Source organism: Paraburkholderia dipogonis (assembly GCF_042680985.1).
Lineage (GTDB): Bacteria > Pseudomonadota > Gammaproteobacteria > Burkholderiales > Burkholderiaceae > Paraburkholderia > Paraburkholderia phytofirmans.
The window spans coordinates 184,392-209,801 of record NZ_JBHUFR010000013.1 but is presented as its reverse complement, the minus strand read 5'-3'; the positions used below and the strand labels follow the sequence as shown (position 1 = coordinate 209,801).

Below are 25,410 nucleotides of genomic sequence, written 5' to 3'. Positions count from 1 at the left end.
CGCGAAGCGCGAGCTATTCATGCCACGCGCCGCAAAACATTACCTTTTGAAAGAACGCGGAACGTCCCTTGCGTGACCTTTGACAATCCACTTCCCTACGCAGGAGATGTCCATGTCTCAAACCGTCGGCGACTTCATCATCGAGCGTCTTCACGCCTGGGGAGTACGCCGTATTTATGGCTATCCCGGTGACGGCATCAACGGCGTCTTTGGCGCCCTCAACCGCGCGCAATCCGCAGCGAAAGGGGAAGCTAAGAAAAGCAGATCCGGCAACCCCACCGCGCCAATCGAATTCATCCAGGTTCGCCACGAAGAGATGGCCGCCTTCATGGCGTCCGCGCATGCCAAATTTACCGGCGAGCTCGGCGTTTGCATCGCCACCTCGGGGCCCGGCGCCTCGCACCTGATTACCGGCCTGTACGACGCGCGGATGGATCACATGCCGGTCCTCGCCATTACCGGCCAGCAAGCCCGTGCGGCCCTCGGCGGCCATTATCAGCAGGAACTCGACCTCGTCTCGATGTTCAAGGACGTAGCCGGCGCCTTCGTCGAACAGGCCAGCGTTCCCGCTCAGGTGCGCCATCTGGTCGACCGTGCCGTGCGCATTGCGCTCTCCGAGCGCAAAGTCACCGCGATCGTGCTGCCCAACGACCTGCAGGATCTGCCCTACGAAGCCCCCGGCCGCAAGCACGGCACGCTGCACTCGGGCGTGGGCTATCGCGCGCCGCGTCTCGTGCCCTATCCGGACGATCTCCAGCAAGCCGCCGACGTCCTCAACGCCGGCAAGAAAGTCGCGATCCTCGTCGGCGCCGGCGCCTTGCATGCCACCGACGAAGTCATCGCCGTCGCCGACAAACTCGGCGCGGGCGTCGCAAAAGCGCTGCTCGGCAAAGCCGCCCTGCCCGACGATCTGCCGTGGGTCACGGGTTCGATCGGCCTGCTCGGCACCAAGCCGAGCTACGACCTGATGGCCGAATGCGACACGTTGCTGATGATCGGCTCGGGCTTTCCTTACTCGGAGTTTCTACCGAAAGAAGGCGCGGCGCGCGGCGTGCAGATCGACCTGAAGGCGGACATGCTCAGCCTGCGCTATCCGATGGAAGTCAACTTGGTCGGCGATAGCGTGGAGACGTTGCGCGCGTTGCTGCCGCTGCTCGAAGACAAGCCGGACCGCGCGTGGCGCAAGAAGATCGAAGGCTGGACCGCGGACTGGTGGAAGACGCTCGACAAGCGCGCGCAACAGGCGGGCAAGGACGCGGTCAATCCGCAGCGCACGGTATGGGAGTTGTCCAAACGCATTCCCGCCAATGCGATCGTGACGAGCGACTCGGGCTCCTGCGCGAACTGGTATGCGCGCGATCTGAAAGTCCAGCGCGGCATGATGTGTTCGCTGTCCGGTGGACTTGCGTCGATGGGCGCCGCGGTTCCTTATGCGATCGCGGCCAAGTTCGCATTCCCCGAGCGTCCGGTGTTCGCGCTGGTCGGCGACGGCGCGATGCAGATGAACAACATGGCCGAACTGATCACCGTGTCGAAGTACTGGAAAGATTGGGCCGATCCGCGCTGGATCTGCATGGTGCTGAACAACAGCGATCTGAATCAGGTCACATGGGAGCAGCGCGCGATGGAGGGCGATCCCAAGTTCGAGGCATCGCAGGATATTCCCTCGGTGCCGTATCACAAGTTCGCGGAGCTGATCGGGCTCAAGGGCATTTACGTCGACAGCGACGAGCAGATGGGCGCGGCGTGGGACGAAGCATTGGCGTCGGACCGGCCGGTCGTGATCGAAGTAAAAGCCGATCCGAACATCGCGCCATTGCCGCCGCATATCACGCTTGCTCAGGCCAAAGCATTCGCGTCGACGCTGATGAAGGGCGATCCGAACGAAGGCAACGTCATCGTCGAAACAGCGAAGCAGGTACTCGGCGCAGTCCTTCCCGGGCATCACGACAAATAGGCGTGCCAACATGACGAATCGGATTGCAACCCACGGCACGCCGCATGCGCCGGTTAGCGCGATAAAAGCGAGTGCCTACCGCATTCCGACCGACGCGCCGGAAGCGGATGGCACGTTCGCGTGGCAAGCAACCACGCTGGTCGTCGTCGAGTTGCAGGCGGCCGGGGAAACCGGAATCGGCTATACGTATAGCGATAAAAGCATCGTCGCGCTGATTCACGACACGCTCGCAGAATGCGTGCTGCAGCATGACGCGTGGGACATCCGCGCGAACTGGCAACGCATGCAGCGTCAGGTGCGCAATCTCGGGCGCTCGGGTCTCGCGGCCACCGCGATCTCCGCCGTCGATTGCGCACTGTGGGACCTCAAGGCGAAACTGCTCCGCGTGCCGCTCGCCCGGCTCCTCGGAGCGGCGCGCGATGCGGTGCCCATCTACGGCAGCGGCGGTTTCACCACCTACACCCGGCAGCAGATGCGCGAGCAACTGGCCGGCTGGCTCGAGCGGGACGGCTGCCGCTGGGTCAAGATCAAGATCGGCAGCGAGCCGGACGCCGATCCCGGGCGCGTGGAACTGGCGCGCGCAGCCATCGGCAATGCTGGGCTTTTCGTCGACGCCAACGGTGCATTCACGCCTGCACAGGCATTGCACTGGGCACAGCGATTTTCGGCGCAGAACGTGACGTGGTTCGAAGAGCCGGTGTCGTCCGACGATCCTGCCGGCTTGCGTTTCGTGCGCGAGCACGCGCCCACCGGCATGGAGATCGCCGCCGGCGAGTACGGCTACACGCTGGATGATTTCCGGCATCTGCTGGAAGGGCAATCGGTCGATGTCCTGCAGGCTGACGCGAGCCGCTGCGGCGGCATCACCGGCTTCATGCAGGCCGCCGATCTCTGCGACGCCTTTCACGTGCCGCTGTCGGCGCACTGCGCGCCCGCGCTGCATCTTCATGTCGCTTGCGCGGCGCCACGCCTGCGTCACCAGGAATGGTTCCACGATCACGTGCGGATCGAGTCGATGCTGTTCGACGGCGCTCCCCGGCCCGTCGACGGCGTTATAGCGCCCGACCTGACACGTCCGGGCTGCGGGCTCGAATTGAAGACATCCGACGCTGCGGCCTATCGCGTCGACTAGCAAAGGGACCCACAAGAATGAGTTCGCAACGAATGGTGGGGCTGCTATGCACCGCAGTGGGTGCAGCCGCGGTCGCGGCGCTTGCGGTACGCCCGGCAAGAGAGGAAACCGCGCAGCGCCGGACAGCGTACGCTGCGCGCAGCCTCTCGGGCCGTGCCGCGCCCACGCGGCGCATGCCGCCGGCGACGCCCGCGCCTCGCGTCACCGCCCACATCGAGGCAGCCCGCTCGTTCAACCACAGTTCCGCGCTGCTCGCGCTTTCCGTGCTCGCCGACAGCGCGATGGAGCACTATCGCGGCTCGTTCGACAACCCGGCGATGTATGTGCCGCTCGTCTCGTCCACCCTTTCGTTGCTGGCGGGCCTGCATGGCGGCCGGGACCGGCGGCAGCAGAGTCATCAGTTGCGTCATGCGATCTATCTTGGCGCCGCCGTTGCCGGCATGGCGGGCACCGGCTTCCATCTGTACAACGTGACGAAGCGCCCCGGCGGCTGGAGCTGGAACAACCTGTTTCACGCGGCGCCGGTCGGTGCGCCGATGGCGTTGCTGCTGTCGGGCTCGCTGGGCGCGGTCGCCGAGCTATTGCGCAATGAACCCGCACGCGATCCCCGCTTGCTGGGGATGCCCGCAGGCCGTGCGCTCGGCTTGCTCGTCAGCGCGGGGCTGCTCGGCACGGCCGGTGAAGTTGCGCTGCTGCATTTTCGCGGCGCGTTCCAGCATCGCGCGATGTACGCGCCGGTGACGGTGCCGCCGCTCGCCGCCGCACTGCTCGCTCAGGCGGCATTGGCCGAGCCCGGCGAGCGCTGGTTCACGCGCTGGTGCCTGCGCATCACCACCGCGCTCGGCGTCGTCGGTGCCGGCTTTCATGCACGCGGTATCGCGCGCCGCCAGGGCGGTTGGCGCAACTGGAGTCAGAACCTGTTCAGCGGCCCTCCACTACCCGCGCCACCGAGCTTTTCAGCTCTGGCGCTGGCAGGGCTCGCGGCGCTGCGCCTGAGGGAGACCGAAACATGACCGACACCACCAGGCCGCCTCGGCCCACCCGCTACCCCGGCTACGACGTACTCGCTAAACGCGCTACGCCATCATGGGACGACGCGACCCGTGAGGTCATCGCGGAACGCCTCGCCACGCCAGCGGAGCCGCGCTTTTTCAATGCCGTCGAATGGCTCGCCGCGCGCGCCCTGTGCGCCGCTATCGTGCCGCAAGCCGATGCACATCCGGTGGTCGCGCTGGCCGCATTGCTCGATGCAAAGCTCGTGAAAAATACCGGCGACGGCTACCGCGACGCACGCCTGCCCCCGCTTCAGGATGCATGGCGGACCGGCCTCGCCGCGCTCGACGCCGAAAGCCGCGCCCGTCACGAGCTGCCGTTTGCCAGCCTCGAAAAGCCCCTCCAGCTGGCGCTGCTCGAATCGATGCAACGCGGCGAACTGACCGGCGATGCGTGGCTCGGGATGCCGGCGAAGCTGTTCTTCGCCGAACGCCTGCTGCACGACATCTGCAGCCTCTACTACTCGCACCCGCACGCATGGAGCGAAATCGGCTTTGGCGGCCCCGCCAATCCGCGCGGCTACGTCCGCATGTATTTCAACCGGCGCGACCCGTGGGAGGCCGCTGAAGCGAAGCCCGGCGACGAAAGCCAGGCTCGCGAGGAGAACCAGGGTGCTCGATGAAGCCCAACACTCTCCGCGCGGCAAGCATGGGCGAGCTCCCGACGTGTTCGAGCGGGGCGGCTGGATTCCGATGCGAGAGTATCCGAATGACGAAGAAGTCGATTTCGCGATCGTCGGCACCGGTGCGGGCGGAGGCACGCTTGCGTGCCGGCTGGCGGAACAGGGCTTCAGGGTCGTCGCGTTCGATGCGGGCGCATGGTGGCGTCCGCTTGAAGAGTTCGCTTCCGACGAAACCCATCAGTCGAAGCTATACTGGACCGATGAGCGCATCTGCGACGGCGCCAACCCGCTCAAGCTGGGCAATAACAACAGCGGCAAAGCTGTCGGCGGCAGCACGGTGCACTTTGCGATGGTGTCGCTGCGCTTTCGGCCCGAGTGGTTCAAATCGCGCAGTCTGCTCGGCTACGGCGCGGACTGGCCGCTCGACTGGCAGGAGATGTGGCGCTACTACGCACAGGTGGAAGACGCGCTGAACATTTCGGGGCCGGTCAACTATCCGTGGGGGCCGAAGCGGCCCCGCTATCCCTATCGCGCGCATGAACTGAATGCCGCGGCACTGGTGCTCGCGCGCGGCGCCGAAGCGCTCGGCATCGACTGGGCCGCCACGCCGCTGGCGACGCTGTCCGCGCCGCGCGGCAAAGCGCACCCGTGCGTGTATCGCGGCTTCTGTACCTCCGGATGCGCGACCAACGCCAAGCAGAGCGCCCTCGTCACGTGGATCCCGCGTGCGGTCCGCGCCGGCGCCGAAATACGCGATCTGGCGATGGTCGGCCGGATCGCCACCAATGAGGCTGGCCTAGCGACCGGCGTCGAGTACTTGCGCGAAGGACGCTGGCAATTCCAGCGCGCGAAACACGTCGTGGTGGCGGGCTATGCGATCGAAACGCCGCGTCTTCTGCTGATGTCCGGCAACGGCCGCTTTCCGGACGGCCTTGCGAACAGTTCCGGCCTCGTCGGCAAGAACCTCATGGCGCAGTCCAATCAAGCCGTCTACGGCTCGTTCGACGACGAGATTCGCTGGTACAAGGGTCCGCCGTCACTCGCGATCACCGAGCACTGGAATTACAAAGACACCGGTAAAGACTTCTTCGGCGGTTACGCTTATATGAGTCAGGGACCGCTACCTGCCGGCTGGGCTGCGGTGCAAAACGGCCGGGGGCTGTGGGGCGATGCGCTGAGCCGCGAGATGCAAAAGTACAACCATCAGGCGGGGCTGAAAATTGTCGGCGAAATGCTGCCGCAGGAACACAATCGGGTGACGCTTGCCGACGAGAAAGATCAGTACGGGCTGCCCATCGCGCGGGTGACCTATTCGCTGTGCGATAACGACAAGCGGCTCATCGCGCATTCGCTCGACTTCATGGAGCAGGCGCTTGGCGCGGCGGGAGGACGCGAAATCTGGCGCGAAGAGGACGATACCTGTCATCTGAACGGCACGGCGCGCATGGGCGACGATCCGTCGACCAGCGTGGTCGATGCCGACTGCCGCAGTTGGGACATCCCCAATCTCTGGATTTGCGATGGCTCTGTGTTTCCGACCGTTGGCGGGGTGAATCCATCGCTGACGATTCAGGCGATCGCGTGTCGAACGGCTGATCGCATCGTCGCATTGGCTGCGCGCGGCGAGCTTGAGCCGACACGGCGTCGCTGAGCGAAGGCGACGCAGCAAGCCAATTATGGCCATGACCGACTTCACCACATGCGGGCATCTTAAGGCGACTCACTTTCCCTTAGTCGCTCCATCAACGTGAGAGCATTGGGTATAGCCTCGCCAGCTGCCGTATTGTCGAAAATACACCAGACTTCCGAGCATGAGTTTCGAGCTTCGGCAATCCGGGCGGCCACCGCTTCAATGAACGATTCGTCGTAGGCTGAATAGTAAATTCTGGGCGCCCCATGCAGGCGGATGTATAACGTAGACGGATCGCCAACCGGATCGGCAGCGGCGGCTGGAGGCGGATTGGAGCGCACACAGCCGACGCCTGCATCTTTCATCACCTGGGCACCCTCTTCAGTGAACCATGTCGCGTGACGCGGTTCACACACTACACAAGTGTCTGTGAGGCTCCGCAGCCGGCGAAAGAAACGTCGCGCAGTGACCTCGTCCAACGCCAGACTGGGAGGCAATTGCAATAACAGACACCCCAATTTATCGCCCAATTGCATGACCTGCTGCAAAAATTCGTCCATGACGGCGTCTGCGTCAGACAGCCTGAGTTCGTGGGAGACTTTCTGTGGGATTTTGACGGAAAACCGGAACGCATCGGGCACGCTCGCGGCCCACCGAGCGTATGTTTTTGGTTGATGCGAATGATAGAACGACGAGTTGATTTCAACCGCCGAAAAGATCGTCGCGTACCGTTCAAGATGAGTCCCCTGTCTGGGAAATCGCGCCGCGATCGCGCTCGACAATCCCCAGCCCGCACACCCGATGCGGATCGGCGGCGCGTCCAAAAGGTTCTTACGAAGCATCTTGGAGATCATGAAGTCTATGAGAAGAAAAATTGGCAGAGAGGAGTTTCGGATGATGTCATGTCGTTAAAGAACGTGAACTTTTCGCTCCACTATGTTGCGGGCACGCCATGGTCAGATTTGCAACTTTGTCCCGTCGACAAACAGCCAAATCGTTCACCGTAAATAGAGCTACTGCGTCCAAACCATCCACATCGCAAACCATGTGCCGCCCACCTGTTTGTAGACGGTCACTGATCGGAAAGACGAAACCCTCTCCTCTGATGGCTGTGCTGCAATAAGGCGATCGTCCAAGAAGTGCGGAACGACATAAACGACTGAAAGCTTGATGAAGACGTTGAACACGGCGGCAGCACCGCCGCGACGAAGACAGAGATTGATCGCGGTGCAAGCGGGACATTGATAACCATTAAACATCAATGCTTCGAAAAATTGCACTTCTCCTTTGGGGCGTCCTGGGCAAATATCGATGCTCAAGACGTTCATAAAACGCATCGACAGACAACGAATCGGAGACAGGCGCGAAGCGCAGAACAGCGTTTTCGCCGCATCCCGGCGCAAGCCCCATGACGAGCGCCGCCCAACGGTCACCGATGCGCCGATGCGCATTTCGCATGACCCGCCCCGCTAAGTGAATCCTGCCGACGCTTAAGAGCGTATCCACGGGCAGCGGTGTATCTCGCGCCTGCCGCGGCGAACTGAACGAGTACGCAGTACCTGCTTCCTTCGTCATTGCCTTTAAATTCAGGAGACACTTATATGCAGATCACCGGAATGTTGCACGGCGCGCATCTGTTGCAATTCGTCGGCTTCCCGTCCAGCGAAGTGCTAGGCCCAAGCGCGAGTGAAGAAGAGATCAAGTCGCTTATTGATCGCCACGGACAGATATTTATCAAGCCGGTATTCAAGGGTGGCGTGGGGAAAAAAGGCAAAGCCGGCCTGCTCGGCCGCGCGACCGATCTCAAGACGGCGCTTGAAGAAAAAGAACGGCTGTACTTCGCAGAACATGCCGTGGGTCATGTGAGAGCCAAGGCGAACGGGGTCACGTTTGAAGCGGGTGTACCGGCCAAACATGAAGTTTACTTCTCGATCACCGACTCCACCCGTTTTCGCGCTCCTACCATGACGCTCTCACACATGGGCGGCATGGACATCGAGGAGGTCGATCCAAAGCACGTCGCCATGGTGCCCTTCGACGCGTTGACCGGGTTGAAGGCGTTCGTCGTCGCCAATGCGCTGAGCGAGATTGGCGCGCCACGCGAGATCATTTCCCCGCTCGTGCAGCAATTGCCGAAGCTCTGGGAGCTCTTTCACGACTTCGGCATGACGACGCTCGAGCTAAATCCGATCCGCATGCGCGAGGACGGCAAGGGGCGACTGACGCCGGTGGCCTGCGACTTCAAGTGCGGGTTCGACCGCGACGACCCGCGCGTCTCGCGTCTCGGCCTGCCGGCTCACCTGTTCGCCGCGGACTACTCGGACTTTGAGCAGGAGATCAACCAGCTTCGCACTCACCAGGGGCAAAGTGATGTCTATGTGATCAACGAGAAGGGAACGATCCTCGCGCCCACGTTCGGCGGCGGGGCCAACTCGCTCGTCACAGAAATGTTGGGGGACGCGGCCATCATCTCTTCGGATTTCGGCGGCAATCCACCCTACGAAAAGATGAAGGAAGTGGCGCGCATCTGCTTCCGACATTGGCTGAAGCAGTCCAACGTACTGTTCATCATTGGCGGCAAGTCCAACAACACTGACATCTACGAAACACTGCGCGCAATGGCCGATGCGCTACGCGAGCACTTCAGCGAGCACGGCCCGACGCCGCTCTATGTCGTCCTCGGGCGCGGCGGTCCGAACCTTGTGCGTGGCATGTCCGCACTGCGCGACACCTGCGATTCGCTCGGCCTTCCTTATCGCCTCTTCGGCTTTGACTCCGATATCAGCGAAGTGATCCAGTACGCACGCAAAGCCGATGCATGGATGCAATCGGGAGGACGAGCGCAGATCGCCGCGCATATCGGCGCGCGTCAGGCGCAATCGCGGGCAACCACGGCACAGGCGTAAGGAGATCGACATGGTCAAGCAAGGCAACAATCATTTCAGGTACTTCGTCGGCGTGCAGTCGCTCGCGCAAATCGCCACGCGCGAGGACCGCGTATGCGTGCTCAACATTCTGGGGGGCGAGTCGTCGGACGTGACTCCGGTGAGCCACGCGTTTTCCGGTGGCAATGTCGTATTCGGTACCGCGCCCGGCAAGGGCGGGCAGGTACTCGCGACGCCCGCCGGCGACATTCCCGTCTATAACAACGTGCGCGAGGGCCTCGAAGCCGGGCATCGTTTCAATTGCGGCGTTGTCTACCTGCCGCCGTCGGCCGCGCGCGATGGCGTGGCCGAACTGATCCGTGTGAATCCCGAACTGCGCAAGATCTTTATCATCACGGAGAAGGTCTCCGTGCACGACGCCCGGGAAATTCGTGCGATGGGCCAGCAGGCAGGCATCGACATATTTGGTGCGAACGGGCTGGGCGTCGCGGATTCCTGGCAACAGGTACGCATTGGAGGCGCGCTCGGCGGCGATGATCCCGGCGCGACTTTGCGGGCGGGCTCGATCGCGATCTTTTCCAACTCGGGCGGCTTTAGCACCACTATCGCGCAATATCTGCGCATGAGCGGCTGGGGCACATCGACTGTCGTATCAAGCGGCAAAGACGTGTACATCCACTATGCGGCACCGGAATTTGCGTTTGCCCTCGCCAACGACGCGCGCAGCAAGGCTGCCGTACTGTACTGTGAGCCGGGCGGCTACTACGAGGCCGACGCCACATTTACGAAGCCCGTAGTCGCCTGCGTGGTGGGTCGCTGGAAGAGTCGGCTGACTCGCGCGGTGGGCCATGCGGGCGCGATGGCGGGCGGCGCCGACGATGCTCTCGCAAAGGAGCGCTGGTTCATGGAGAAATTCGGCGTCGAGCGTCTTTTTACGCCGGACGATCCATGCTGCTCGGTCAAGGGCGCCGTTGTAACGAACATCGCGCACATTCCCGCAGCACTCACGGCAGTGATGCGCGCCAACGCGTCGATGCCCGACTTCGAGCCGGAAGGCAGCCTGTCGCTCAAGCCGTGGTTTGGCTCGGACCAGGGAATCGAACCGCCAGACTACCTCGCCCTGCCGGTCGTGGAAGCGGTCGCGCCGTACAACGAACAGGTTGCGCGAGTGAACAGCCAGATCGGCGCAATCCCGCCGCGCCAGCCGTTGAAAGACGCCTCGGGCGCCTCGAAGATGGACGCCAGATCGCAGGTCAGCAGCCTGCACGGCGTATCGATGCTAGAAGCAGCGACGCGCTCGCTTGAAGAGAACGTCTGCCTCGCACTGTTGCGCGAGTCCGGGGGTGCAAACGATGCAAAGCTTATCGACGTGGCGGTTGGCGCGGCAGTGAATCTGCATGGGACACCAGAACTGGCAGCCGCCCAGGCCTCGCGCGAGGCGGGCAATGCGCCCAACGCGGTGCTTGCAGCCGCGGCGGCGATCATTGGGCCGAACCGCCAGCGCGCCGCGCGCGAGGCGGCGGCGCTGATGATTGATCGCTTCGCGACAGCCAAGCTTGCGGACGTGTTCGACGAGACGTTCGATGTCAATAGCGTCCCCACCGCTGACTGTGCCGCGCTGTTCTGCGATGAACCCGACCCAGACGCCGAAGCGATGCTGACCGGGCTCGCCTCACGCGGTGTGAGTTCGGCAATCATCCGGTGGCTGTTGTGTGGCCCAGCCCATCCGCGCTCGGAAGCAGTACTCGCGGCGATTACGACGACACTCGCCTGGGGCCCGCTCATGCGCAAGCGGATCTCACGCCTGACAGCGGAAAGCTTGCCGTGGTGGACGAAGCTCTTCGGCACCATGATCGGTGCGTCAGCGGATGCCTCGCGGCATCGCCCAGACGGATTTTGCGGATTCGCGACCCAGGAATTGCTTGGCGAACGCACTCTGACCGAGATCGCTTTCGCGGCGCTCCTCAACCAGAAACCGAGCGCCGATGACCTTTTCGCGTTCAGGACCCTTGTCGGTTTGTTGCTCACGAACGGACCGGGCGCAATTTCGGCGCAGGGAGCAAAGGGCGCAGTGTCCGCCGATGGCCCGGAAAGCCCCGAGCGGGTGCAGCTCAATAAGGCTCTGGTGGGGTTCCTTACGCACACTGGATATACACATGGAGGCAACGGTTACGAAGGCATCGCATTCCTCAACGAGGCATTTCGCGGCAGCGGCCTTGAAGATCCGACCGATGCTCACCATACCGTGGACCTCGAAGCGCTCGCGCGGTGTTCCGTGGAGCGATACGCGCAGTACAAGGCGCGCCAGAAGCAGGTGGGAAGCCTCGACATTGCCAAGCTTCCGGGCGTGAATCACCCGGTCTTCAAGGACAAGCCGGTGAATCACGATCCGCGCGAGTTGTTCATCGCCGAGCTTTACGAGGCGCGCGGCGAGTACAACGCGTTTCATGCCTACTACCGCGCGCTGGTGCAGGCATTGTTCGACGCGGGCGTCTCGCGTAACGTCTATTGCGTCAATGTCGATGCCGTGATTGCCACGCTGCTTCTGAAGATGTTGTGGCAGCCGCTCAGGCGCGGCGAGTTCAGCGAGGCCGATCTCGAAACCGCGGCTTTCACGATCTTTCTGTATCCGCGCATGCTCGGCTGCGCTGCGGAAATTGACGATCATTTGAACCGCGGACGCAATATGGACACGCGTACGGCCGCTTCCCAGTGTCGTTTCGTGGCCTGAGCGCTGGGCGCTGAAAGTCGCACCGCGCGCCGGTGAACGGGTCACGCGCGGCAGCGGCCAACGCCCAGCGCTGCGCCGATTGATACCAGAAAGCATCAATCGTTCCGGCGCCCCTTCGATCAGCCCTCCCGACTATTGCGCTCAGCCAGCACGGCAACTCCATCGGCGGCCTTCACACCCCGCCCCGCAGGGAGTACGAAAACCGGATTGATTTCCGCCTCGACGAGGCGGCCCCCGAGTTGCGCGGCCATCCCGGAAAACGCGACGATCGCCTCCACGAGCGCGTCGACGTCCGCACGCACGCGACCTCGATACCCGTCCAGCAGCGGCCACGTCTTCAGTTCATGCAGCATCTGCAGCGCATCGTTCTGCCTCAGCGCGGCGCCGTCAGGGAGCAAACGCATCGTCGTATCCTTGAACAGTTCAGCTGTGACACCGCCCATGCCGAGCAGCATCGCCGTCCCAAGTGAATCGCGGTGCAGGCCGAAGATCAATTCGACGCCGCCAGCCACCATCTCCTGAACGAGGAACGCATTCGGTACGGTACCGGTCGCCGTATGGACGTCATCGCGCATCCGTTCGAGCCGCGCTTCGATCGTTTCGACGCTCAAGCCGACCGCGACACCACCCACCTCACTCTTGTGGGTGATTTCGTTGGACAGAAGCTTGAGCACGACCTTGCCGCCAAACGCTTGCGCGGCTGCCTTCGCCTCGCTCGCATCGCTCACGATCCGTTCTTGCACCGGCGTGATGCCGAACCGGCTGAACAAAGACTTGGCCTGTGCTTCATTGAGGGAGCCAACCGGAAGGTCATCCAGTGCCACTTTCTCGAGGGCCACCGCATTAACCTGCTGCGGGACATCGAGCCGATTCCGGGTGTGCCGCCACATGGCGCCCAGTGCCGCCGTGACACTCTCCGGATCGACGAAAGCGGGCACGCCCTGGCGATTGAGCAACGCGGTGACTTCCGGCGCGTGTGGGCTGACGAATGCGACAAGGGGCTTGTCGCTTCCAGGCAGTGCATCGCGAATTGCGCCGGCCATCAGATCCGGCATCGCCAGACCGGACGACCCGACGATCACGACCACCGCGTCGTAACCCGGGCTTGCCAGCAAGGTCCGGATGGCGCCGCGCAGAAGGTCCGGCTGAAGGCCGGCAAGCGTGACGTCGATAGGATTGCGATCGAGCACGGCGTAATCCCCGGTCTGCAGCGCACGCAATGCGGTTGCGGTCGCCTCGTCGGGCGCTGGTGTATCGAAGCCGCCCATGCCGAGGCTGTCAGTGACCAACGTGCCGGCGCCTCCTGTAGAGGTGAGGATAGCGACCCGCTTGCCCGATAGCGGTCGGCGTACAGCTAGCGCAGCGGGAATGTCCAGCAGATCCGAAAACTTCTCCGCGCGAATCACGCCGAGTTGCTGGAACAACGCGTCATACATCCGGTCAGCACCCGCGAGCGCACCCGTGTGAGAAATGGCGGACCGCGCTCCCGATTCCGAGCGCCCGATCTTGAACACGACAATCGGCTTGCCTGCCGCCGCCGCGCGCATTGCGGCCAGCCGGAAACGCTCAGGATGGCGCAGACCTTCCATATACAGCGCGATCACCGACGTCGCGTCGTCATCGACGAGATAGTCGACGAAATCGGCCACATCGAGGTCAGCTTCGTTGCTTGTCGACACCAGTTTGGACAGGCCAATACCACGAGAGGCGGCTCTTGAGAGAAGTGAGCCGAGAATGCCGCCACTCTGGGAAACAACGCCAATGCCGCCAGCCGTGAATGAAGACGTCTCAAGCGCGCCGCTTGCCGACAGCATGATGCCCTCGGTCAGATTCACCAGTCCGATGGTATTGGGACCGAGCAGACGCATCGAACCGGCGGCTTCAATCAACTCCGCCTGCCGCCGTGCGCCCTCTTCGCCTGTCTCCGCGTAGCCGCTGGCCAATACAATAGCCGCGCCGGTACCAAGGCGCGCCAGTTCCCTGACCGCCGCGTGGGCGCGCTCCGCACCGAGCAACACAATGCCTACGTCCGGCGCTTCGGGCAGCGACGCAACGTCCGGGTAACAACGCAGGCCGCCGATCGTCTCGCTTCGCGGGTTGACGGGATAAATCCGTCCCTCGAACCCGTGCTTCTTCAGGTAGGCCACGGGGCGACCAGACGTCTTCGCGGCATCCGCCGATGCACCGATGATGGCCACGCTGCGCGGGCTGATAAGGCGTGAAATTGCATTCATCTTGACCACTCCACTCATGACATTCACCGGCTCTTGTTCAAAAAGGCGAGGACGGATTCCCGATGCTCGTGGCTCGTATAGCAGACCGCCTGCGCCTGGCTGCCTTGCGCAAAGATTTGATGGGCCGACAGCTCATAACTCTGATTCAGGATCGACTTGCCAAGCGCGAGCGCGGTCGGCGAGCCTTGACCGAGTTCTTCAGCCCACGCCTGCGCATCGGCGAGGAGCGCGTCCGACCGGCTGACGCGGTCTGCAATCCCGAGCGCGAGTGCCTCAGGCACCTCGACCTTACGGCCGCTAAAGATCAGTTCCTTGGCCCGCGAAAGACCCACACGGCGCGGAAGGAAATACATGCCACCGCCGTCGGGAATCAAGCCGCGCTTGATGTAACTCCACGCAAAGCTGGCCTCCTCCGACGCTACGACAAAGTCGCAACTGAGCGCCATATCGGCACCGAGTCCCGCGGCCGCGCCGTTCACAGCGGCAATCGTTGGCTTCGGCATGGAGAACAGCAGGTTCACGGTGTGATGCACGCGTTGCTGACGCGACCATCCGTTAAAGGCCACCTCACCGGCAGGCGCCTCCATTCGTTTCGCCATGCCACTGACGTCGCCACCCGCACAGAATCCTTTTCCGCTACCTGTCAGTACGACGGCTCTAACCTCCGGGTCGGTCGAAACCTGGGTCAACGCTTCAATGAGTTCCGTGCGCATATCGTCGGAGATTGCATTGCGCTTCTCGGGACGATTCAGCGTGATCGTCGCGATGCGCGACGTGATTGTCAGTTCGATATTCGATGTGCCCATGACTCTACCTTTCAGGAATGTTTATGTGAGCGGCGGCATCTGCAGGCTTGCCTGTCCGTCGGCCGATGCCAGGAAGAGTAGCCCTCGTCGGTCGGAAAGACACCCCGTCAGTTCCATCTAGTGAAACCACACTGCCTACCCAAACCATCGCGTCGAACCGCGCTGTTTCACTGTGTGAAACGAGGCTCTTGGCACGGCTCGCATCCCGCCGATAATTGACTCACAGGCAAACGCGGCGCCGCACAATCGAGAGGCGTCGCAACACGACATAAAGACGGAGACATCATGCAAGCGAGCCGGACCACATTGATTGAACCAATAGCGATCGAGCCACATGCGGAGGCACGTGCGATCTACCGCAAAGTCACGTGGCGGCTGCTGCCCTTCCTGTTTGTCTGCTACGTGTTCGCGTACCTTGACCGGGCCAACATCGGCTTTGCACACCTGCAGTTTTCGCGCGACATCGGCATGTCGGAGGCTGCTTTCGGGCTAGGTGTCGGACTGTTCTACGTCGGCTACATGCTCTTCGAGGTGCCGAGCAATCTGTGGCTTCAGCGGGTCGGCGTACGGCGCACCTTGTTGCGTATCATGGTGTTGTGGGGCCTGGTGTCGACGGGCACGGCTTTCGTACAGACTCCTACCCAGTTTTATATCGCAAGAGTTCTTTTGGGTGCCGCTGAAGCCGGCTTCTTCCCGGGTGTCATTCTCTACTTCACCTACTGGTTTCCGTCGGCTCGTCGCGCGCGTATCACGTCGATTTTCATGACAGCAATCTGCGTGTCCGGAATTATCAGCGGCCCCCTGTCTGGACTGATCCTGCATAGCCTGTCCGGTGTGGGTAATCTGAAGGGATGGCAGTGGATGTTCATCATCGAAGGCCTGCCGTCTGCTGTCGCCGGGCTCTTTGCGTATGTCTACCTGACCGATAGACCTGAAGACGCCACCTGGCTGAGCTCCGCCGAGAAAGAATTTTTGATTGGCGAACTGAAGCGCGAGGCACTCGCCAAAACGGAACGGGCACAGGCATCCATCTGGGTGGCGCTCAGGGAACCGAAATTCTGGGCGTTGACCTTCGCCTACTTCAGCGTGCCGTGGGCGAGCATCGTCGTGCATATCTGGGCCCCGAGCGTGATCCAGAAGAGCGGCGTTACAAACTTCTGGCACATCGGCTTGTTGTCCGCCATTCCGTACATTACCGGCGCCATCGCGATGTACCTTTTCGGTAGAAACTCGGATCGCATGCTTGAGCGTAGATGGCACTTCATGGTGAGCGCACTCCTCGCAGCACTCGGCGTTGTTTTTCTCCCGTGTGCCGCGAACAATCTGGTTCTGCTGATGGTGTTGTTATGCGTCGCGACTGCGGGCTATCTGGGCATGCTGTCGCTGTTCTGGACGATCCCGCCAGCGTACCTGTCCAGCACGGTCGCAGCCAGCGGTATCGGGCTTATCAGCAGTCTCGGCCAGTTCGGTGGCATTTCGGCGCCGACGGCAATCGGCTATGCGTCCACACACTTTGGGAGCAACGCCATAGGGCTTTACGCTGTAGCGATCGTATCCGTGCTGGGCGGCCTGGCGGTCGTGCTCTGCATTCCCGCTCGCGCCATTAATGAACGATAGGCGTGCCCGGCAGTCAGCTTTCCATCCTCGCGACTTCGGCCAGGATCTGATCGCGCAATTCGAGCAAAGGCTTTGACAGCTCGGTGACGATGGTCTGCATGGGCTCCACGGAACGCACGCTGAAATTGACGACGACCGTGCGATGACCGGGGATTGCCAAAGGTGCCGCGATCGCCACCACCTCTGGCTGCCAGCTTGCTCCGCAATAGCCATGAGCGTGGACGCTGTCCACTGCGTCCCGGATTTCGGCACGGACGCGGGCCCATTGACCACGCTCCCGTTTCTCAAACCTGGCCATCATCCTGACGAACTCTTCTTTCGATAGCGTCGACAGATGCGCGCGCCCGAGCGCAGTCAGGTCCATCGGAATACGTTGTCCAGACACGATCGTTCGCAACGACGCGCGTTGGTTGTATCGGATAGATTCCAGATAGACCATGTCTTCACGGTCCGCGGCAGCGAGCCCCACGTTGATGCGACGCTCCTGGGCAGCAGCGCGCATCAACGGGCCGGCTGCAAGAAGGATTGTCGAGCCGCTTCGCATCGCTTGCGCGACGCTCAACACAGGTACACCAAGCCGATATGCCTTACGGCCCACGTCATGTTCGAGATAGCCAGCCTCAGCGAGCGTGCGGGTGAGGCGACTCACCGTCGCTTTGGCCAGACCCGTGCGTTCGACGAGGTCACCGTTGCCGAGCAAGGCGGCACCCGGACCAAACGCGCTGAGTATCTCAAGGCCACGTTCGAGTGACCGGTTCGACACTGTTCCGCGTGATTGCTTTTGAGCTGCCTTTCGCTCCGGCATCGAACAGTCTCCAATAAATTGCGGGGTCCTGAAGTCGGCGTTGTCCTTGCGCTTTTTGCACTTCGATTCGGGACCTCGGGTACCGCATTATCGCTCGACCGAGGTCCGTTGCTGACCGGCTCGTTCAGCGATGCACGAGCCAGGATTCGACCTGGCTCCGCACGACGCGACAGCGACCTGTTCAGCTATCGCGGCAACCAGGCCAAAAACTCACGACTGAAAAATTATGGACAGAACCATCAAGGGAATCAAAAAAATGCGGAAGACCAAAATCAGGAACGCACTGCTGGTTGCAACGACGGCAGCGTTGGTCAGTATTCAGGCCCAGGCAACTGAAATCCAGGTACTGGCAACCGGCGCGGTGTCGGGTGCATTCAGCAAGCTCGTTCCCTTGTTCGAGCGCGAGACCGGAGACACTGTGCATCTCTCCTGGGGGCCGTCATTCGGCGCCTCGAAAGACGCGCTGCCGGTTCGAATCAGGAATGGAGAACCGGTCGACGTCGTGATTATGGTCGGCTCCGCGCTGGACCAGCAGATTAATGCCGGGCAATTCGTTGCGTCCACGCGGGTCGATCTTGCGCAATCAGGAATTGGCGTGGGTGTACGCGCAGGGGCAAGCAAGCCCGACATTCGCTCCGCTCAAGCGCTCAAGGCGACTCTGCTCAACGCGCGTTCGATTGGGTACTCTGAGGGAGCGAGTGGTACTTATATCGCCGGAACATTGCTTCGAAAGCTCGGCGTTGCGGATCAGGTAAGTGGCAAAACCGTCCTCGTCAAAGGAAAGGAGCTGGTCGGTGAAGCAGTCGCCCGTGGCGATGTCGAGGTTGGACTGCAGCAGATCAGCGAGTTGCGTGCCGTCCCTGGTGTCGACTATGTCGGACCTCTGCCTGCAAATCTGCAGAAGAGCAGCCTGATCTCCGCAGCAATCGCGACGAACTCACCGGCGAGAATCTCCGCTAAAGCATTTCTGGCGTTTCTCTCGTCGCCTGAAAGCGCGCAAGCTCTAATCCAGAGCGGGCTCGATCCAATCACGTCAGGACCTGGCCGGAATTAATTTATCTTATGGCAGAAAGCATCCACAGAATCGACAGCCATAACGGAGCAAAAAGGAGCATGCAATGCGCTTCCCGTCCGGCGCTGGCGGGCGCGGCTTGCATTCCCACTCGATTGTTTATCCAGTGGCGGGACCCTTGCGGGACGGCGTTTGCGCCTTGTCACGCGGCGTCGATGCCGTCGATGGCACCGAAAATCATACTCAGCAGTTCACGGCTGTCGTCGGAACGGCCTGGACCGCTTCGTTTGAAATATTGCGAAAGCTCACCGTCTTTTCGTGATTTGTGGGCACGATACCGTTGCCGATACCGTCGGCCTCCTTCGAACGCACTTCACGATACCGTCAAAGCCGCAATGCGGGCTAGCCCGTTTGAAACGCTGGGCGGTTTGAGGCGTTCATGATTCAGGCTTCTGATGCGGACAGCAGCAAATCGGGCTTGAGATCGCCATCGCGAAGATGACCCGGCGTCACCCGACGGACTGACAGGCGCGGAATGGTCCCCAGGTTGAAAGGCTTCTGCCGAAACCTGCAGACCACCGAGACACGCCCGGTGCGCCTTGACGACACACGGCCGCAGGCTACTGTCGCGGACGACGGGATGAAATCAGGAAATATCGTTGTCGTCCATATTTCCATCAACGGCCGGAATGTCAGCCGCATTGTCGCGCCGCTGGAAATCCGCCAGAACCTGCCCCGTCGTTTGTTTTCTGCGCTGCCGCGGCGAGACGGGATGCACTTGTTCGGGGCGGCGGAAGCTGTACGGTTGCCGACCGCCTGATGGCGTTCGGCAACACTGCCATCGCGATGACCGATGTCGAGGAGTTCAAACGAAAGGTCACCTTAGCCTTGAACCGCGGCCGGTATGAAGCAGTACAAGCCTTTCCTGGCCACCACATCGTAGACGGACTGGTGGAGTACGTGACGCGCACTACGAATGTTGACCCGAGCCGAGCCGATCGAACCGGTGCATGGTGTAGCGCAGCGACTCTAGTGACCCATCGCTACCGCAAGTTGTCGCTCCAACGCTCCTTCCGCGCGTCGTGCGGCCTGTTGGTCTACGCGATCGGCCAATACCTCACAGAGCTGTTTTAACTGACCAGCAGAAAGCCCGACGTTCATGCTGATTCGCATATGCGCTTGCAACTGTGAATCGACCCCCGCCAACGCGGCGAGCATGCTTACCGTCGCCAGCTCGCGGCTCTGCCAATCGAGATTGTCGCGCTCGAAAATGTCGCCGAACAGATGAGTCTTCAGGAATCGGTCGATTGCCGGCGCGAAATCGAACAATGCGCCTTTCACCGGCCCGCCGGACAACTTCGTCTGGTTCGCCGTGCCGGCAACGAGCAATGCTTCGCCGGTCGGCACGGGACGACCAGGCGCTTGACCTTCCGCGTCTTGCAGCCCCGCCTGCTGGCGCGTCTCCACCACCTTCATCAGCGCTCCGAGCGCATTGAGGCTGCGCGGAAAGCCGGCGTACGCATAAAGCTGCACGAGGATTTCTCGTACCTCGCTGATCGTCAGACCGATGTCCAGCCCTTCGTTCAATGCGGCAGTGAGTTGGTCGATGTCCGCTGCGGCAGCGAGTGCCGCGATGGGCACGATCGCTTGTTGTCGAGCGGTCAGCGCTTCAGCTGCATTTGAAAGAGACGTTTCCGTGTTTGCCATGTCGTTGGATTCCTCATGTGAAGTTGCCTGCGTCGGCACTGCTGGTAAGCCGACGGCGAGAACCAGTACCGTTGCCCGAAGAATTCTCTGAACGGACCCGTCGTGCCGAACGGCAAGTCTGCGTCGCGAGATAGCCGCTATACCCATGTCGAATGATGGAAGCCGCATTAGCCCTTTGCCCGAAACGTCAAACCGGTGCCGGCAAGTGATCGAGAAACCTTCTCAAGCGTGATCGGATATTGGCGCACACGCACGCCGGTCGCGTCGTAGACGGCATTCGCAACCGCGGGCGCGACACACGTGAGACTGAGTTCGCCAACGCCCTTCGCATTCACTGGCGAAATTACCAGGTCGACCTCGTCGATGAATGCGACGTCGAGATGCGGTATGCCGGCATAAACCGGCACCTCGTAGCCGGCCGCACAGACGGCAAGCATACGGTGCGCACGGATTTCGCCGATGAACGCGTTCACACCGACTCCAGCCTTGCTCCTGTAGGCTTGCACGATGGTGTGCCGCAACGAGGACTTTAGCGGGGAAGGATGCTGTTTGAAAGCCACCCTTCGTTTGATGGCCCTGTGAATGAAGCTCAACAATAGGCGTCCTCAAATCGACGAAGCATCCATTGCGGTCGCCGCCGCTTTGTGAATGGCGCTCATTGGTCCATCAAGCGAACGCCTGCTAAACAAATCGCGACCATTTCGCTAGATTCGACGCCAAGTAGAGCGCGCGATGCGGCAACACGATGCTGACCCGATCGATCCCGACGCGCTCGCCACTCGATGGAAATGCCCGTGACACGACCGCAATACCATTCGGCAGCGACCGACCGCTCTTTGCTTTCGCTGATGAGTTGCGTCTTCACCGTGTCCCTGGTCACGGGTGCGGCGCTGCCCGCTTTGCCGCTGCACATCCACCACGATCTCGGCTTCGGCACATTCACCGTCGGGCTGGTGTCCTGCGCCCAGTTCGCGTCGTCGCTGGTCTCTCGCCTGTGGGCCGGCGCAATTGCAGACCGGTCGGGACCGAAGTTCGCCGTTTCCACGGGGCTTGGGTTGACCACGGCGGCCGGGCCGCTGTACCTGTTGTCGCTAACGTTCTCCCGCAACCCGTCGCTGTCCGTCGCAATCCTTTTCATGGGTCGCGCGCTACTCGGCGCCGCAGAGAGTTTCATCTTGACCGCGTTTTCCGTGCTGCTATTCGTTCAGCGGGGCTGGCAACCCGCATGGCTCTCCTTTACCGCATTTGCCGCAGCGCTGATGGTTGCAAGAGTCTTTTTCGGTGCATCCCCCGATCGCCTCGGCGGTGCGCGCACGGCGGTCATCTTCGTCACCCTCTACAGCGTCGGCATGGCGCTCGTCTGGGCCGCAGCGGCCGCATGGCTCGCGTTTGCAGGCACGGCGCTGGCGGGACTCGGCTACGCGCATCTATCCAGGCTTCGGCATCGAGGCTGTGGCAAGGGCGCCAACAGACGCCAGAGAGCTGGCCATGGGCGTCTACACAGCGTTCATCGATGTCGCGCTCGGCATCTTTGCGCCGCTGCTTGGCCTCGTCGCCGATGCAACGGGGCTCGGCGCCCTCTTCCTGATCAGCGCGATTCTCGCCCTGTGCGCGCTACCCATCGCGATGAGACTTCGTTCGTCTGCCGAAACCGCTCGACATGCACACCTCACATGACAGGCGAGCGCCACGTCACCTGCCCGATAAGTGTATCTGGCCCGTTTCCTGTCCCAGTCGACATCACGGTTTCGTGAACCCGCATCGTCGTTGTACAACACTCGCTCATCCGGAGAAGCTTATGCAATATGTCAATCTCGGCCGAACCGGCCTCAAGGTCTCACGCCTTTGCCTGGGCTGCATGAGTTATGGGGAACCCGCCCGTTTACCGCAACCCTGGTCGCTGGATGAAGAGGCGTCTCGCCCGTTCTTTCGCCAGGCACTCGAGGCAGGAATCAACTTCTTCGACACGGCGAACATCTATTCCGGCGGCAGTTCCGAGGAAATCACCGGGCGTGCGCTTCGCGACATGGCGCGACGCGAAGAAATCGTGGTCGCGACGAAGGCATTCTTTCCGTGGAGAAATTCGCCCAATACCGGCTTTCTTTCGCGCAAGGCGCTATTCCGTCGATCGACGACAGCCTGAAGCGACTCGGCATGGACTACGTCGATCTGTACCAGATTCATCGCTTCGATCCCGGCACGCCGATCGAGGAGACCATGGAGGCGCTGCACGACATCGTCAAAGCCGGAAAGGCGCGCTACCTGGGCGCTTCGTCAATGCAAGCATGGCGTTTCGCGAAGATGCAGCATGCTGCCGAGCGCAACGGCTGGACGCGTTTTATCTCCATGCAACCGCAGCACAACCTGCTCTATCGCGAAGAGGAGCGCGAGATGCTGCCCTTTTGCATCGATCAGGGCGGGAGCACCTTGCAACGGCGATCCGGGCACTCGGCTTCTCGTCGACCGACGATGAGATTAACGCGCTGGAGGCGCCTTATGTGCCTCATCCGGTCGACGGGATCGTTCCCGCCACTGCCCGGGGATTTGCCGCCCCTTACGCCGCCACGTGACTGAAAGCAAAGTACATCGATTTCGACAGCCTTCCAGCAGGAAAACGGAACATGAATCCAATCTATGACTTCAAAGGCCACGTTGCCTTCGTAACCGGGGCTGCGATGGGCATGGGTCTCGCTGCAGCTCGTGCATTCGCGCAATGCGGGGCGTCTGTGGTACTGGCCGATCGTGATGGAATTCTCGCGTCGCGCGAAGCACGAAAGATCGTCGACGAAGGCGGCATCGCGACAGGCGTCGCGTGCGACGTCGCCGACGAAGCCCAGGTCGCCGCTGCGGTTGACCGCGCTGTCGCGGAGTACGGCCGGCTCGACATGGCGTTCAACAACGCCGGCATTCAGGTGCCGCCCAGCGATGCGGCAGACGAGCCGGTCGAGCATTTCCAGCGCGTGGTGGCGGTTAACCAGTTTGGCGTCTGGGCAAGCATGAAGCACGAACTGCGCGTGATGCGCGCTCAGGGATCCGGCGCGATCGTCAACAACTCGTCGCTCGGTGGACTGGTCGGCCTGCCCGGACGTGCTGCCTATCACGGCACGAAGCATGCGGTGCTGGGAATGACGAAGAGCGCCGGCGTCGAGTATGCGTCCCGCGGTATTCGCATCAACGCGGTTTGTCCCGGGACCATCGATACACCGATGGTTCAGGACATGCTGAAGGGGCAAGCCGATGCGATGAAGGCGATACTGAAGGAACAGTCCATCGGTCGCCTTGGCCGTGCAGATGAAGTGGCCGCCGCGGTACTGTGGCTGTGCAGTCCCGGTTCGAGCTTCGTCGTGGGCGTCGGCTTGCCGGTCGATGGCGGTTTTACGGCCCACTGACGCCGAATGCCGCTGCCATTGTCACAGGCCAAGCGGTCGAAGCTCCCGCACCAGCTCGATCAACAAACGGAGGCCCGTAGGGACCTGACGCCGGCTCGAATAGTAGATGTGAAAGCCAGGCTCGCAAGGGGTCCAGTCCGGCAAGACGATGCGCAGACGGCCTGCGTTCACGTATGGCGCGACGAGCGGTTCGGGAAAGTACATGAACCCCGCTCCGCCCAGCACGGCAATGAGTCCCGTCTCGGCATGGTCGACGATGATGGACGATGGAACGGCTACGGCCAGCTTCTCATCGTCCCGTTCGAATTCCCAACGATAGACACGGTCATCGCCAAGCCGATTGCTCACGCAGCGATGACCCAGGAGGTCGTTCGGATGGCCGGGCGCACCGAATCGATCGATATAGCTCGGCGCCCCTGCCACGACCCAGCGAATATTTGCGGAAAGCCGCTGCGCAATCATGTGTTCCGGCACGGTACCGCCGTAGCGAATGCCTGCATCGAACCCGCCCTCCGTTACGTCGACCATCCGGTTGCTTGCAACGATGTCGAGCTCAACGCCGGGAAACCGCTCGACAAACGTGGGCAGTACGGGAGCGACGAGCAGCGTTGCGGCTTCGACGGCAACGTTCAAACGGATGCGACCTGCCGGTGCATCGCGGAAGCGATTCAACGTCTCCATCGCGCTGTCGATCGCCTCGAATGGCTGTCCGATCGATGTTGCGAACGCGTCGCCGGCCGCTGTCAACGTCACGCTTTTCGTCGTACGGTTCAGCAGACGAACCCCGAGCCGGTTTTCGAGCGACTTCAGCGCATGACTGAGCGCGGACGCACTGACGCCCAGCTCGATCGCCGCACGACTGAAACTTCTGTGGCGAGCAATGGCGAGAAAGTAGATCAGATCGGCGATGTCGGTTCGATTGGTTTGCATCACTGGAAAGTCCCTCGGACATTGATGATCTTGTTGCAGGCAGGTATGAACAACAATCTTCTTTTGTTGTCAGCGGTGCACGGATATTCCATAGTACTTTCCCTCACGTTGTTCGATGCCCATAACGACGCCCGACGCGAAATCGCACAGCCGCAGGGGCATGCATTGTGCAAGCGTCTTCTGCCGCACTACCCGACTCATGAGTTGGAACGCGTCGTCGCCTGTTCGCAGAATTAGTTTCATTGGTCGAAACTTGGTTCAATGATTTGATTCCCGCTTCGAAACAGGCATAACCTCCGTCTACCGCGGCCGACCGGTTGCGGTCTCGCCCAACCAAAGAAGCCACCTCGCATTAGGCGACCCGTCGTGCGAAAGTCCCCTCGCTCGAGGCGGCACATCATTCTCTCCAGACGGTCGGTGATATGTAGCGCCACCGCAAGTCAGTGAACATTACCTAGCGCATCCTTTTCATGAAGAAAAAAGAACGAATCCCGTCGTCGCAGAGATTGGCGGACGTGAATGCGGAAGCCATGCAGCACTACAAGAGGATGCGCGTCGCGGTTTCGGCGTCCGCCGCTGTCGACGACGGCCTTCGTGAAGCCGTGCTCACGGCGCAGTTTGCCGTCTTGGGGCATGAGTTCCCCTTCAAGATTCATGCGCGTCGCGCAATGGAACAAGGCCTGACGGTAGACGCGCTGCGCGCGCTGCTGATGGCAGGGCTCGGCGTGACCCTTGTTGCGAGCGAGGTCGGTTGTGCCCTCTCGTGGCTGGAGGAAGCCACTATCGAAGCGTGATGAGTCGTCGTTCCTCCAACTTCGGATCACACTTGTGGTTGGACACAAGTTCCACTCAATGGCACTGATTCCGTTTAATTGACGACGCTCAACACGGCGGATAGAT

The 25,410-nt window shown here is 61.6% G+C and carries 22 protein-coding genes and 3 pseudogenes; 17 read left to right on the top strand and 8 right to left on the bottom strand.

All coding sequences use genetic code 11. The features are described from left to right. Positions 1-112: 112 nt before the first annotated feature. From ACFSNN_RS18490 to ACFSNN_RS18470, 5 genes are read left to right on the top strand one after another with little or no spacing between them, the layout of a single operon-like run. Positions 113-1,957 carry a thiamine pyrophosphate-requiring protein gene (locus tag ACFSNN_RS18490; protein ID WP_134462745.1) on the top strand — a complete coding sequence of 615 codons (1,845 nt, stop codon included), beginning with the start codon at positions 113-115 and terminating at the stop codon, positions 1,955-1,957. 10 nt (positions 1,958-1,967) lie between these two features. Then, positions 1,968-3,089, top strand: a complete 1,122-nt coding sequence (locus tag ACFSNN_RS18485) for an enolase C-terminal domain-like protein (RefSeq protein WP_134462743.1) — start codon at positions 1,968-1,970, stop codon at positions 3,087-3,089. Between the two features lie 17 nt (positions 3,090-3,106). Beyond that, positions 3,107-4,102, top strand: a complete 996-nt coding sequence (locus ACFSNN_RS18480) for a hypothetical protein (protein ID WP_134462741.1) — start codon at positions 3,107-3,109, stop codon at positions 4,100-4,102. Then, on the top strand, positions 4,099-4,764 hold the full coding sequence (locus ACFSNN_RS18475) for a gluconate 2-dehydrogenase subunit 3 family protein (protein WP_134462739.1): 666 nt from the start codon (positions 4,099-4,101) through the stop codon (positions 4,762-4,764). Before ACFSNN_RS18480 ends, ACFSNN_RS18475 begins: the two co-directional genes overlap by 4 nt. Further along, on the top strand, positions 4,754-6,415 hold the full coding sequence (locus tag ACFSNN_RS18470) for a GMC family oxidoreductase (protein WP_134462737.1): 1,662 nt from the start codon (positions 4,754-4,756) through the stop codon (positions 6,413-6,415). The genes ACFSNN_RS18475 and ACFSNN_RS18470 overlap by 11 nt, the downstream gene beginning before the upstream one ends. Positions 6,416-6,474: 59 nt before the next feature. Here the strand turns inward: ACFSNN_RS18470 and ACFSNN_RS18465 are convergent, their stop codons facing one another. Both ACFSNN_RS18465 and ACFSNN_RS18460 read right to left on the bottom strand, forming a co-directional pair. After that, a complete protein-coding gene (locus ACFSNN_RS18465; RefSeq protein WP_377688789.1) occupies positions 6,475-7,236 on the bottom strand; it encodes a DUF72 domain-containing protein in 762 nt (253 codons plus the stop codon). A 171-nt stretch (positions 7,237-7,407) separates the two neighbouring features. Continuing rightward, positions 7,408-7,845 (bottom strand): hypothetical protein, encoded by a 438-nt coding sequence (locus ACFSNN_RS18460; protein ID WP_134462733.1) that lies wholly within the window; start codon positions 7,843-7,845, stop codon positions 7,408-7,410. A 150-nt stretch (positions 7,846-7,995) separates the two neighbouring features. Here ACFSNN_RS18460 and ACFSNN_RS18455 point away from each other — a divergent pair, with 150 nt between their 5' ends. Both ACFSNN_RS18455 and ACFSNN_RS18450 read left to right on the top strand, forming a co-directional pair. Next, complete coding sequence (locus ACFSNN_RS18455) at positions 7,996-9,300, top strand: ATP citrate lyase citrate-binding domain-containing protein (RefSeq protein WP_134462731.1); 1,305 nt, start codon at positions 7,996-7,998, stop codon at positions 9,298-9,300. 10 nt (positions 9,301-9,310) lie between these two features. Beyond that, positions 9,311-12,010, top strand: coding sequence for a CoA-binding protein (locus ACFSNN_RS18450; protein WP_134462729.1), 2,700 nt, complete (start codon positions 9,311-9,313; stop codon positions 12,008-12,010). A gap of 119 nt (positions 12,011-12,129) precedes the next feature. On the opposite strand, the gene ACFSNN_RS18445 is transcribed toward ACFSNN_RS18450, so the two are convergent. Beyond that, a complete protein-coding gene (locus ACFSNN_RS18445; protein ID WP_208949566.1) occupies positions 12,130-14,244 on the bottom strand; it encodes an acetate--CoA ligase family protein in 2,115 nt (704 codons plus the stop codon). A gap of 23 nt (positions 14,245-14,267) precedes the next feature. Then, the gene (locus tag ACFSNN_RS18440; protein ID WP_134462727.1) at positions 14,268-15,050 is read right to left on the bottom strand and encodes an enoyl-CoA hydratase/isomerase family protein; all 783 of its coding nucleotides are present in this window, start codon (positions 15,048-15,050) and stop codon (positions 14,268-14,270) included. Between the two features lie 285 nt (positions 15,051-15,335). On the opposite strand from ACFSNN_RS18440, the gene ACFSNN_RS18435 reads away from it, so the two are divergent. Then, entirely contained in the window at positions 15,336-16,667 is a 1,332-nt protein-coding gene (locus ACFSNN_RS18435) for an MFS transporter (protein ID WP_134462725.1), read from the top strand. Between the two features lie 13 nt (positions 16,668-16,680). Here ACFSNN_RS18435 and ACFSNN_RS18430 read toward each other — a convergent pair whose 3' ends face one another. Beyond that, complete coding sequence (locus tag ACFSNN_RS18430) at positions 16,681-17,472, bottom strand: IclR family transcriptional regulator (RefSeq protein ID WP_134462723.1); 792 nt, start codon at positions 17,470-17,472, stop codon at positions 16,681-16,683. A 226-nt stretch (positions 17,473-17,698) separates the two neighbouring features. Between ACFSNN_RS18430 and ACFSNN_RS18425 the strand changes: the two genes are divergently transcribed. The 3 genes from ACFSNN_RS18425 to ACFSNN_RS18415 all read left to right on the top strand — a co-directional run bounded on the left by ACFSNN_RS18425 (position 17,699) and on the right by ACFSNN_RS18415 (position 19,304). Continuing rightward, the gene (locus tag ACFSNN_RS18425; RefSeq protein WP_244322928.1) at positions 17,699-18,526 is read left to right on the top strand and encodes a substrate-binding domain-containing protein; all 828 of its coding nucleotides are present in this window, start codon (positions 17,699-17,701) and stop codon (positions 18,524-18,526) included. Between the two features lie 64 nt (positions 18,527-18,590). Then, positions 18,591-18,806 (top strand): hypothetical protein, encoded by a 216-nt coding sequence (locus ACFSNN_RS18420; protein WP_134462721.1) that lies wholly within the window; start codon positions 18,591-18,593, stop codon positions 18,804-18,806. A 318-nt stretch (positions 18,807-19,124) separates the two neighbouring features. Further along, a complete protein-coding gene (locus ACFSNN_RS18415; protein WP_134462719.1) occupies positions 19,125-19,304 on the top strand; it encodes a hypothetical protein in 180 nt (59 codons plus the stop codon). 209 nt (positions 19,305-19,513) lie between these two features. Here the strand turns inward: ACFSNN_RS18415 and ACFSNN_RS18410 are convergent, their stop codons facing one another. Together ACFSNN_RS18410 and ACFSNN_RS18405 are read right to left on the bottom strand one after the other, a co-directional pair. Next, a complete protein-coding gene (locus ACFSNN_RS18410; protein WP_208949565.1) occupies positions 19,514-20,191 on the bottom strand; it encodes a carboxymuconolactone decarboxylase family protein in 678 nt (225 codons plus the stop codon). A gap of 167 nt (positions 20,192-20,358) precedes the next feature. Continuing rightward, positions 20,359-20,670: pseudogene (locus ACFSNN_RS18405) on the bottom strand (xanthine dehydrogenase family protein molybdopterin-binding subunit); the annotation flags it as partial. Between the two features lie 303 nt (positions 20,671-20,973). Here ACFSNN_RS18405 and ACFSNN_RS18400 point away from each other — a divergent pair. The 4 genes and pseudogenes from ACFSNN_RS18400 to ACFSNN_RS18385 all read left to right on the top strand — a co-directional run. Beyond that, positions 20,974-21,327, top strand: a pseudogene (locus ACFSNN_RS18400) (MFS transporter); the annotation flags it as partial. 352 nt (positions 21,328-21,679) lie between these two features. Beyond that, positions 21,680-21,868, top strand: coding sequence for a hypothetical protein (locus tag ACFSNN_RS18395; RefSeq protein WP_341868459.1), 189 nt, complete (start codon positions 21,680-21,682; stop codon positions 21,866-21,868). A 121-nt stretch (positions 21,869-21,989) separates the two neighbouring features. Beyond that, a pseudogene (locus ACFSNN_RS18390) lies at positions 21,990-22,609 on the top strand (aldo/keto reductase); the annotation flags it as partial. 203 nt (positions 22,610-22,812) lie between these two features. Further along, entirely contained in the window at positions 22,813-23,580 is a 768-nt protein-coding gene (locus ACFSNN_RS18385; RefSeq protein ID WP_134462717.1) for an SDR family oxidoreductase, read from the top strand. A 21-nt stretch (positions 23,581-23,601) separates the two neighbouring features. On the opposite strand, the gene ACFSNN_RS18380 is transcribed toward ACFSNN_RS18385, so the two are convergent. Further along, positions 23,602-24,510 (bottom strand): LysR family transcriptional regulator, encoded by a 909-nt coding sequence (locus tag ACFSNN_RS18380; RefSeq protein WP_134462715.1) that lies wholly within the window; start codon positions 24,508-24,510, stop codon positions 23,602-23,604. 45 nt (positions 24,511-24,555) lie between these two features. Between ACFSNN_RS18380 and ACFSNN_RS18375 the strand changes: the two genes are divergently transcribed. Both ACFSNN_RS18375 and ACFSNN_RS18370 read left to right on the top strand, forming a co-directional pair. Beyond that, positions 24,556-24,747 (top strand): hypothetical protein, encoded by a 192-nt coding sequence (locus tag ACFSNN_RS18375; RefSeq protein WP_134462713.1) that lies wholly within the window; start codon positions 24,556-24,558, stop codon positions 24,745-24,747. Positions 24,748-24,980: 233 nt separating this feature from the next. Beyond that, positions 24,981-25,304 carry a carboxymuconolactone decarboxylase family protein gene (locus ACFSNN_RS18370; RefSeq protein WP_134462711.1) on the top strand — a complete coding sequence of 108 codons (324 nt, stop codon included), beginning with the start codon at positions 24,981-24,983 and terminating at the stop codon, positions 25,302-25,304. The last annotated feature ends 106 nt before the right edge of the window (positions 25,305-25,410 follow it).

Excerpts from the sequence above, each read along its gene's own strand:
- ACFSNN_RS18490 (WP_134462745.1), top strand. The coding sequence starts at position 113 with ATGTCTCAAACCGTCGGCGACTTCATCATCGAGCGTCTTCACGCCTGG.
- ACFSNN_RS18485 (WP_134462743.1), top strand. The coding sequence starts at position 1,968 with ATGACGAATCGGATTGCAACCCACGGCACGCCGCATGCGCCGGTTAGC.
- ACFSNN_RS18480 (WP_134462741.1), top strand. The coding sequence starts at position 3,107 with ATGAGTTCGCAACGAATGGTGGGGCTGCTATGCACCGCAGTGGGTGCA.
- ACFSNN_RS18475 (WP_134462739.1), top strand. The coding sequence starts at position 4,099 with ATGACCGACACCACCAGGCCGCCTCGGCCCACCCGCTACCCCGGCTAC.
- ACFSNN_RS18465 (WP_377688789.1), bottom strand. The coding sequence starts at position 7,236 with ATGCTTCGTAAGAACCTTTTGGACGCGCCGCCGATCCGCATCGGGTGT.
- ACFSNN_RS18460 (WP_134462733.1), bottom strand. The coding sequence starts at position 7,845 with ATGCGCATCGGCGCATCGGTGACCGTTGGGCGGCGCTCGTCATGGGGC.
- ACFSNN_RS18455 (WP_134462731.1), top strand. The coding sequence starts at position 7,996 with ATGCAGATCACCGGAATGTTGCACGGCGCGCATCTGTTGCAATTCGTC.
- ACFSNN_RS18450 (WP_134462729.1), top strand. The coding sequence starts at position 9,311 with ATGGTCAAGCAAGGCAACAATCATTTCAGGTACTTCGTCGGCGTGCAG.
- ACFSNN_RS18445 (WP_208949566.1), bottom strand. The coding sequence starts at position 14,244 with ATGAATGCAATTTCACGCCTTATCAGCCCGCGCAGCGTGGCCATCATC.
- ACFSNN_RS18440 (WP_134462727.1), bottom strand. The coding sequence starts at position 15,050 with ATGGGCACATCGAATATCGAACTGACAATCACGTCGCGCATCGCGACG.
- ACFSNN_RS18435 (WP_134462725.1), top strand. The coding sequence starts at position 15,336 with ATGCAAGCGAGCCGGACCACATTGATTGAACCAATAGCGATCGAGCCA.
- ACFSNN_RS18430 (WP_134462723.1), bottom strand. The coding sequence starts at position 17,472 with ATGCCGGAGCGAAAGGCAGCTCAAAAGCAATCACGCGGAACAGTGTCG.
- ACFSNN_RS18425 (WP_244322928.1), top strand. The coding sequence starts at position 17,699 with ATGGACAGAACCATCAAGGGAATCAAAAAAATGCGGAAGACCAAAATC.
- ACFSNN_RS18420 (WP_134462721.1), top strand. The coding sequence starts at position 18,591 with ATGCGCTTCCCGTCCGGCGCTGGCGGGCGCGGCTTGCATTCCCACTCG.
- ACFSNN_RS18415 (WP_134462719.1), top strand. The coding sequence starts at position 19,125 with ATGAAATCAGGAAATATCGTTGTCGTCCATATTTCCATCAACGGCCGG.
- ACFSNN_RS18410 (WP_208949565.1), bottom strand. The coding sequence starts at position 20,191 with ATGGCAAACACGGAAACGTCTCTTTCAAATGCAGCTGAAGCGCTGACC.
- ACFSNN_RS18395 (WP_341868459.1), top strand. The coding sequence starts at position 21,680 with ATGGGCGTCTACACAGCGTTCATCGATGTCGCGCTCGGCATCTTTGCG.
- ACFSNN_RS18385 (WP_134462717.1), top strand. The coding sequence starts at position 22,813 with ATGAATCCAATCTATGACTTCAAAGGCCACGTTGCCTTCGTAACCGGG.
- ACFSNN_RS18380 (WP_134462715.1), bottom strand. The coding sequence starts at position 24,510 with ATGCAAACCAATCGAACCGACATCGCCGATCTGATCTACTTTCTCGCC.
- ACFSNN_RS18375 (WP_134462713.1), top strand. The coding sequence starts at position 24,556 with ATGAACAACAATCTTCTTTTGTTGTCAGCGGTGCACGGATATTCCATA.
- ACFSNN_RS18370 (WP_134462711.1), top strand. The coding sequence starts at position 24,981 with ATGAAGAAAAAAGAACGAATCCCGTCGTCGCAGAGATTGGCGGACGTG.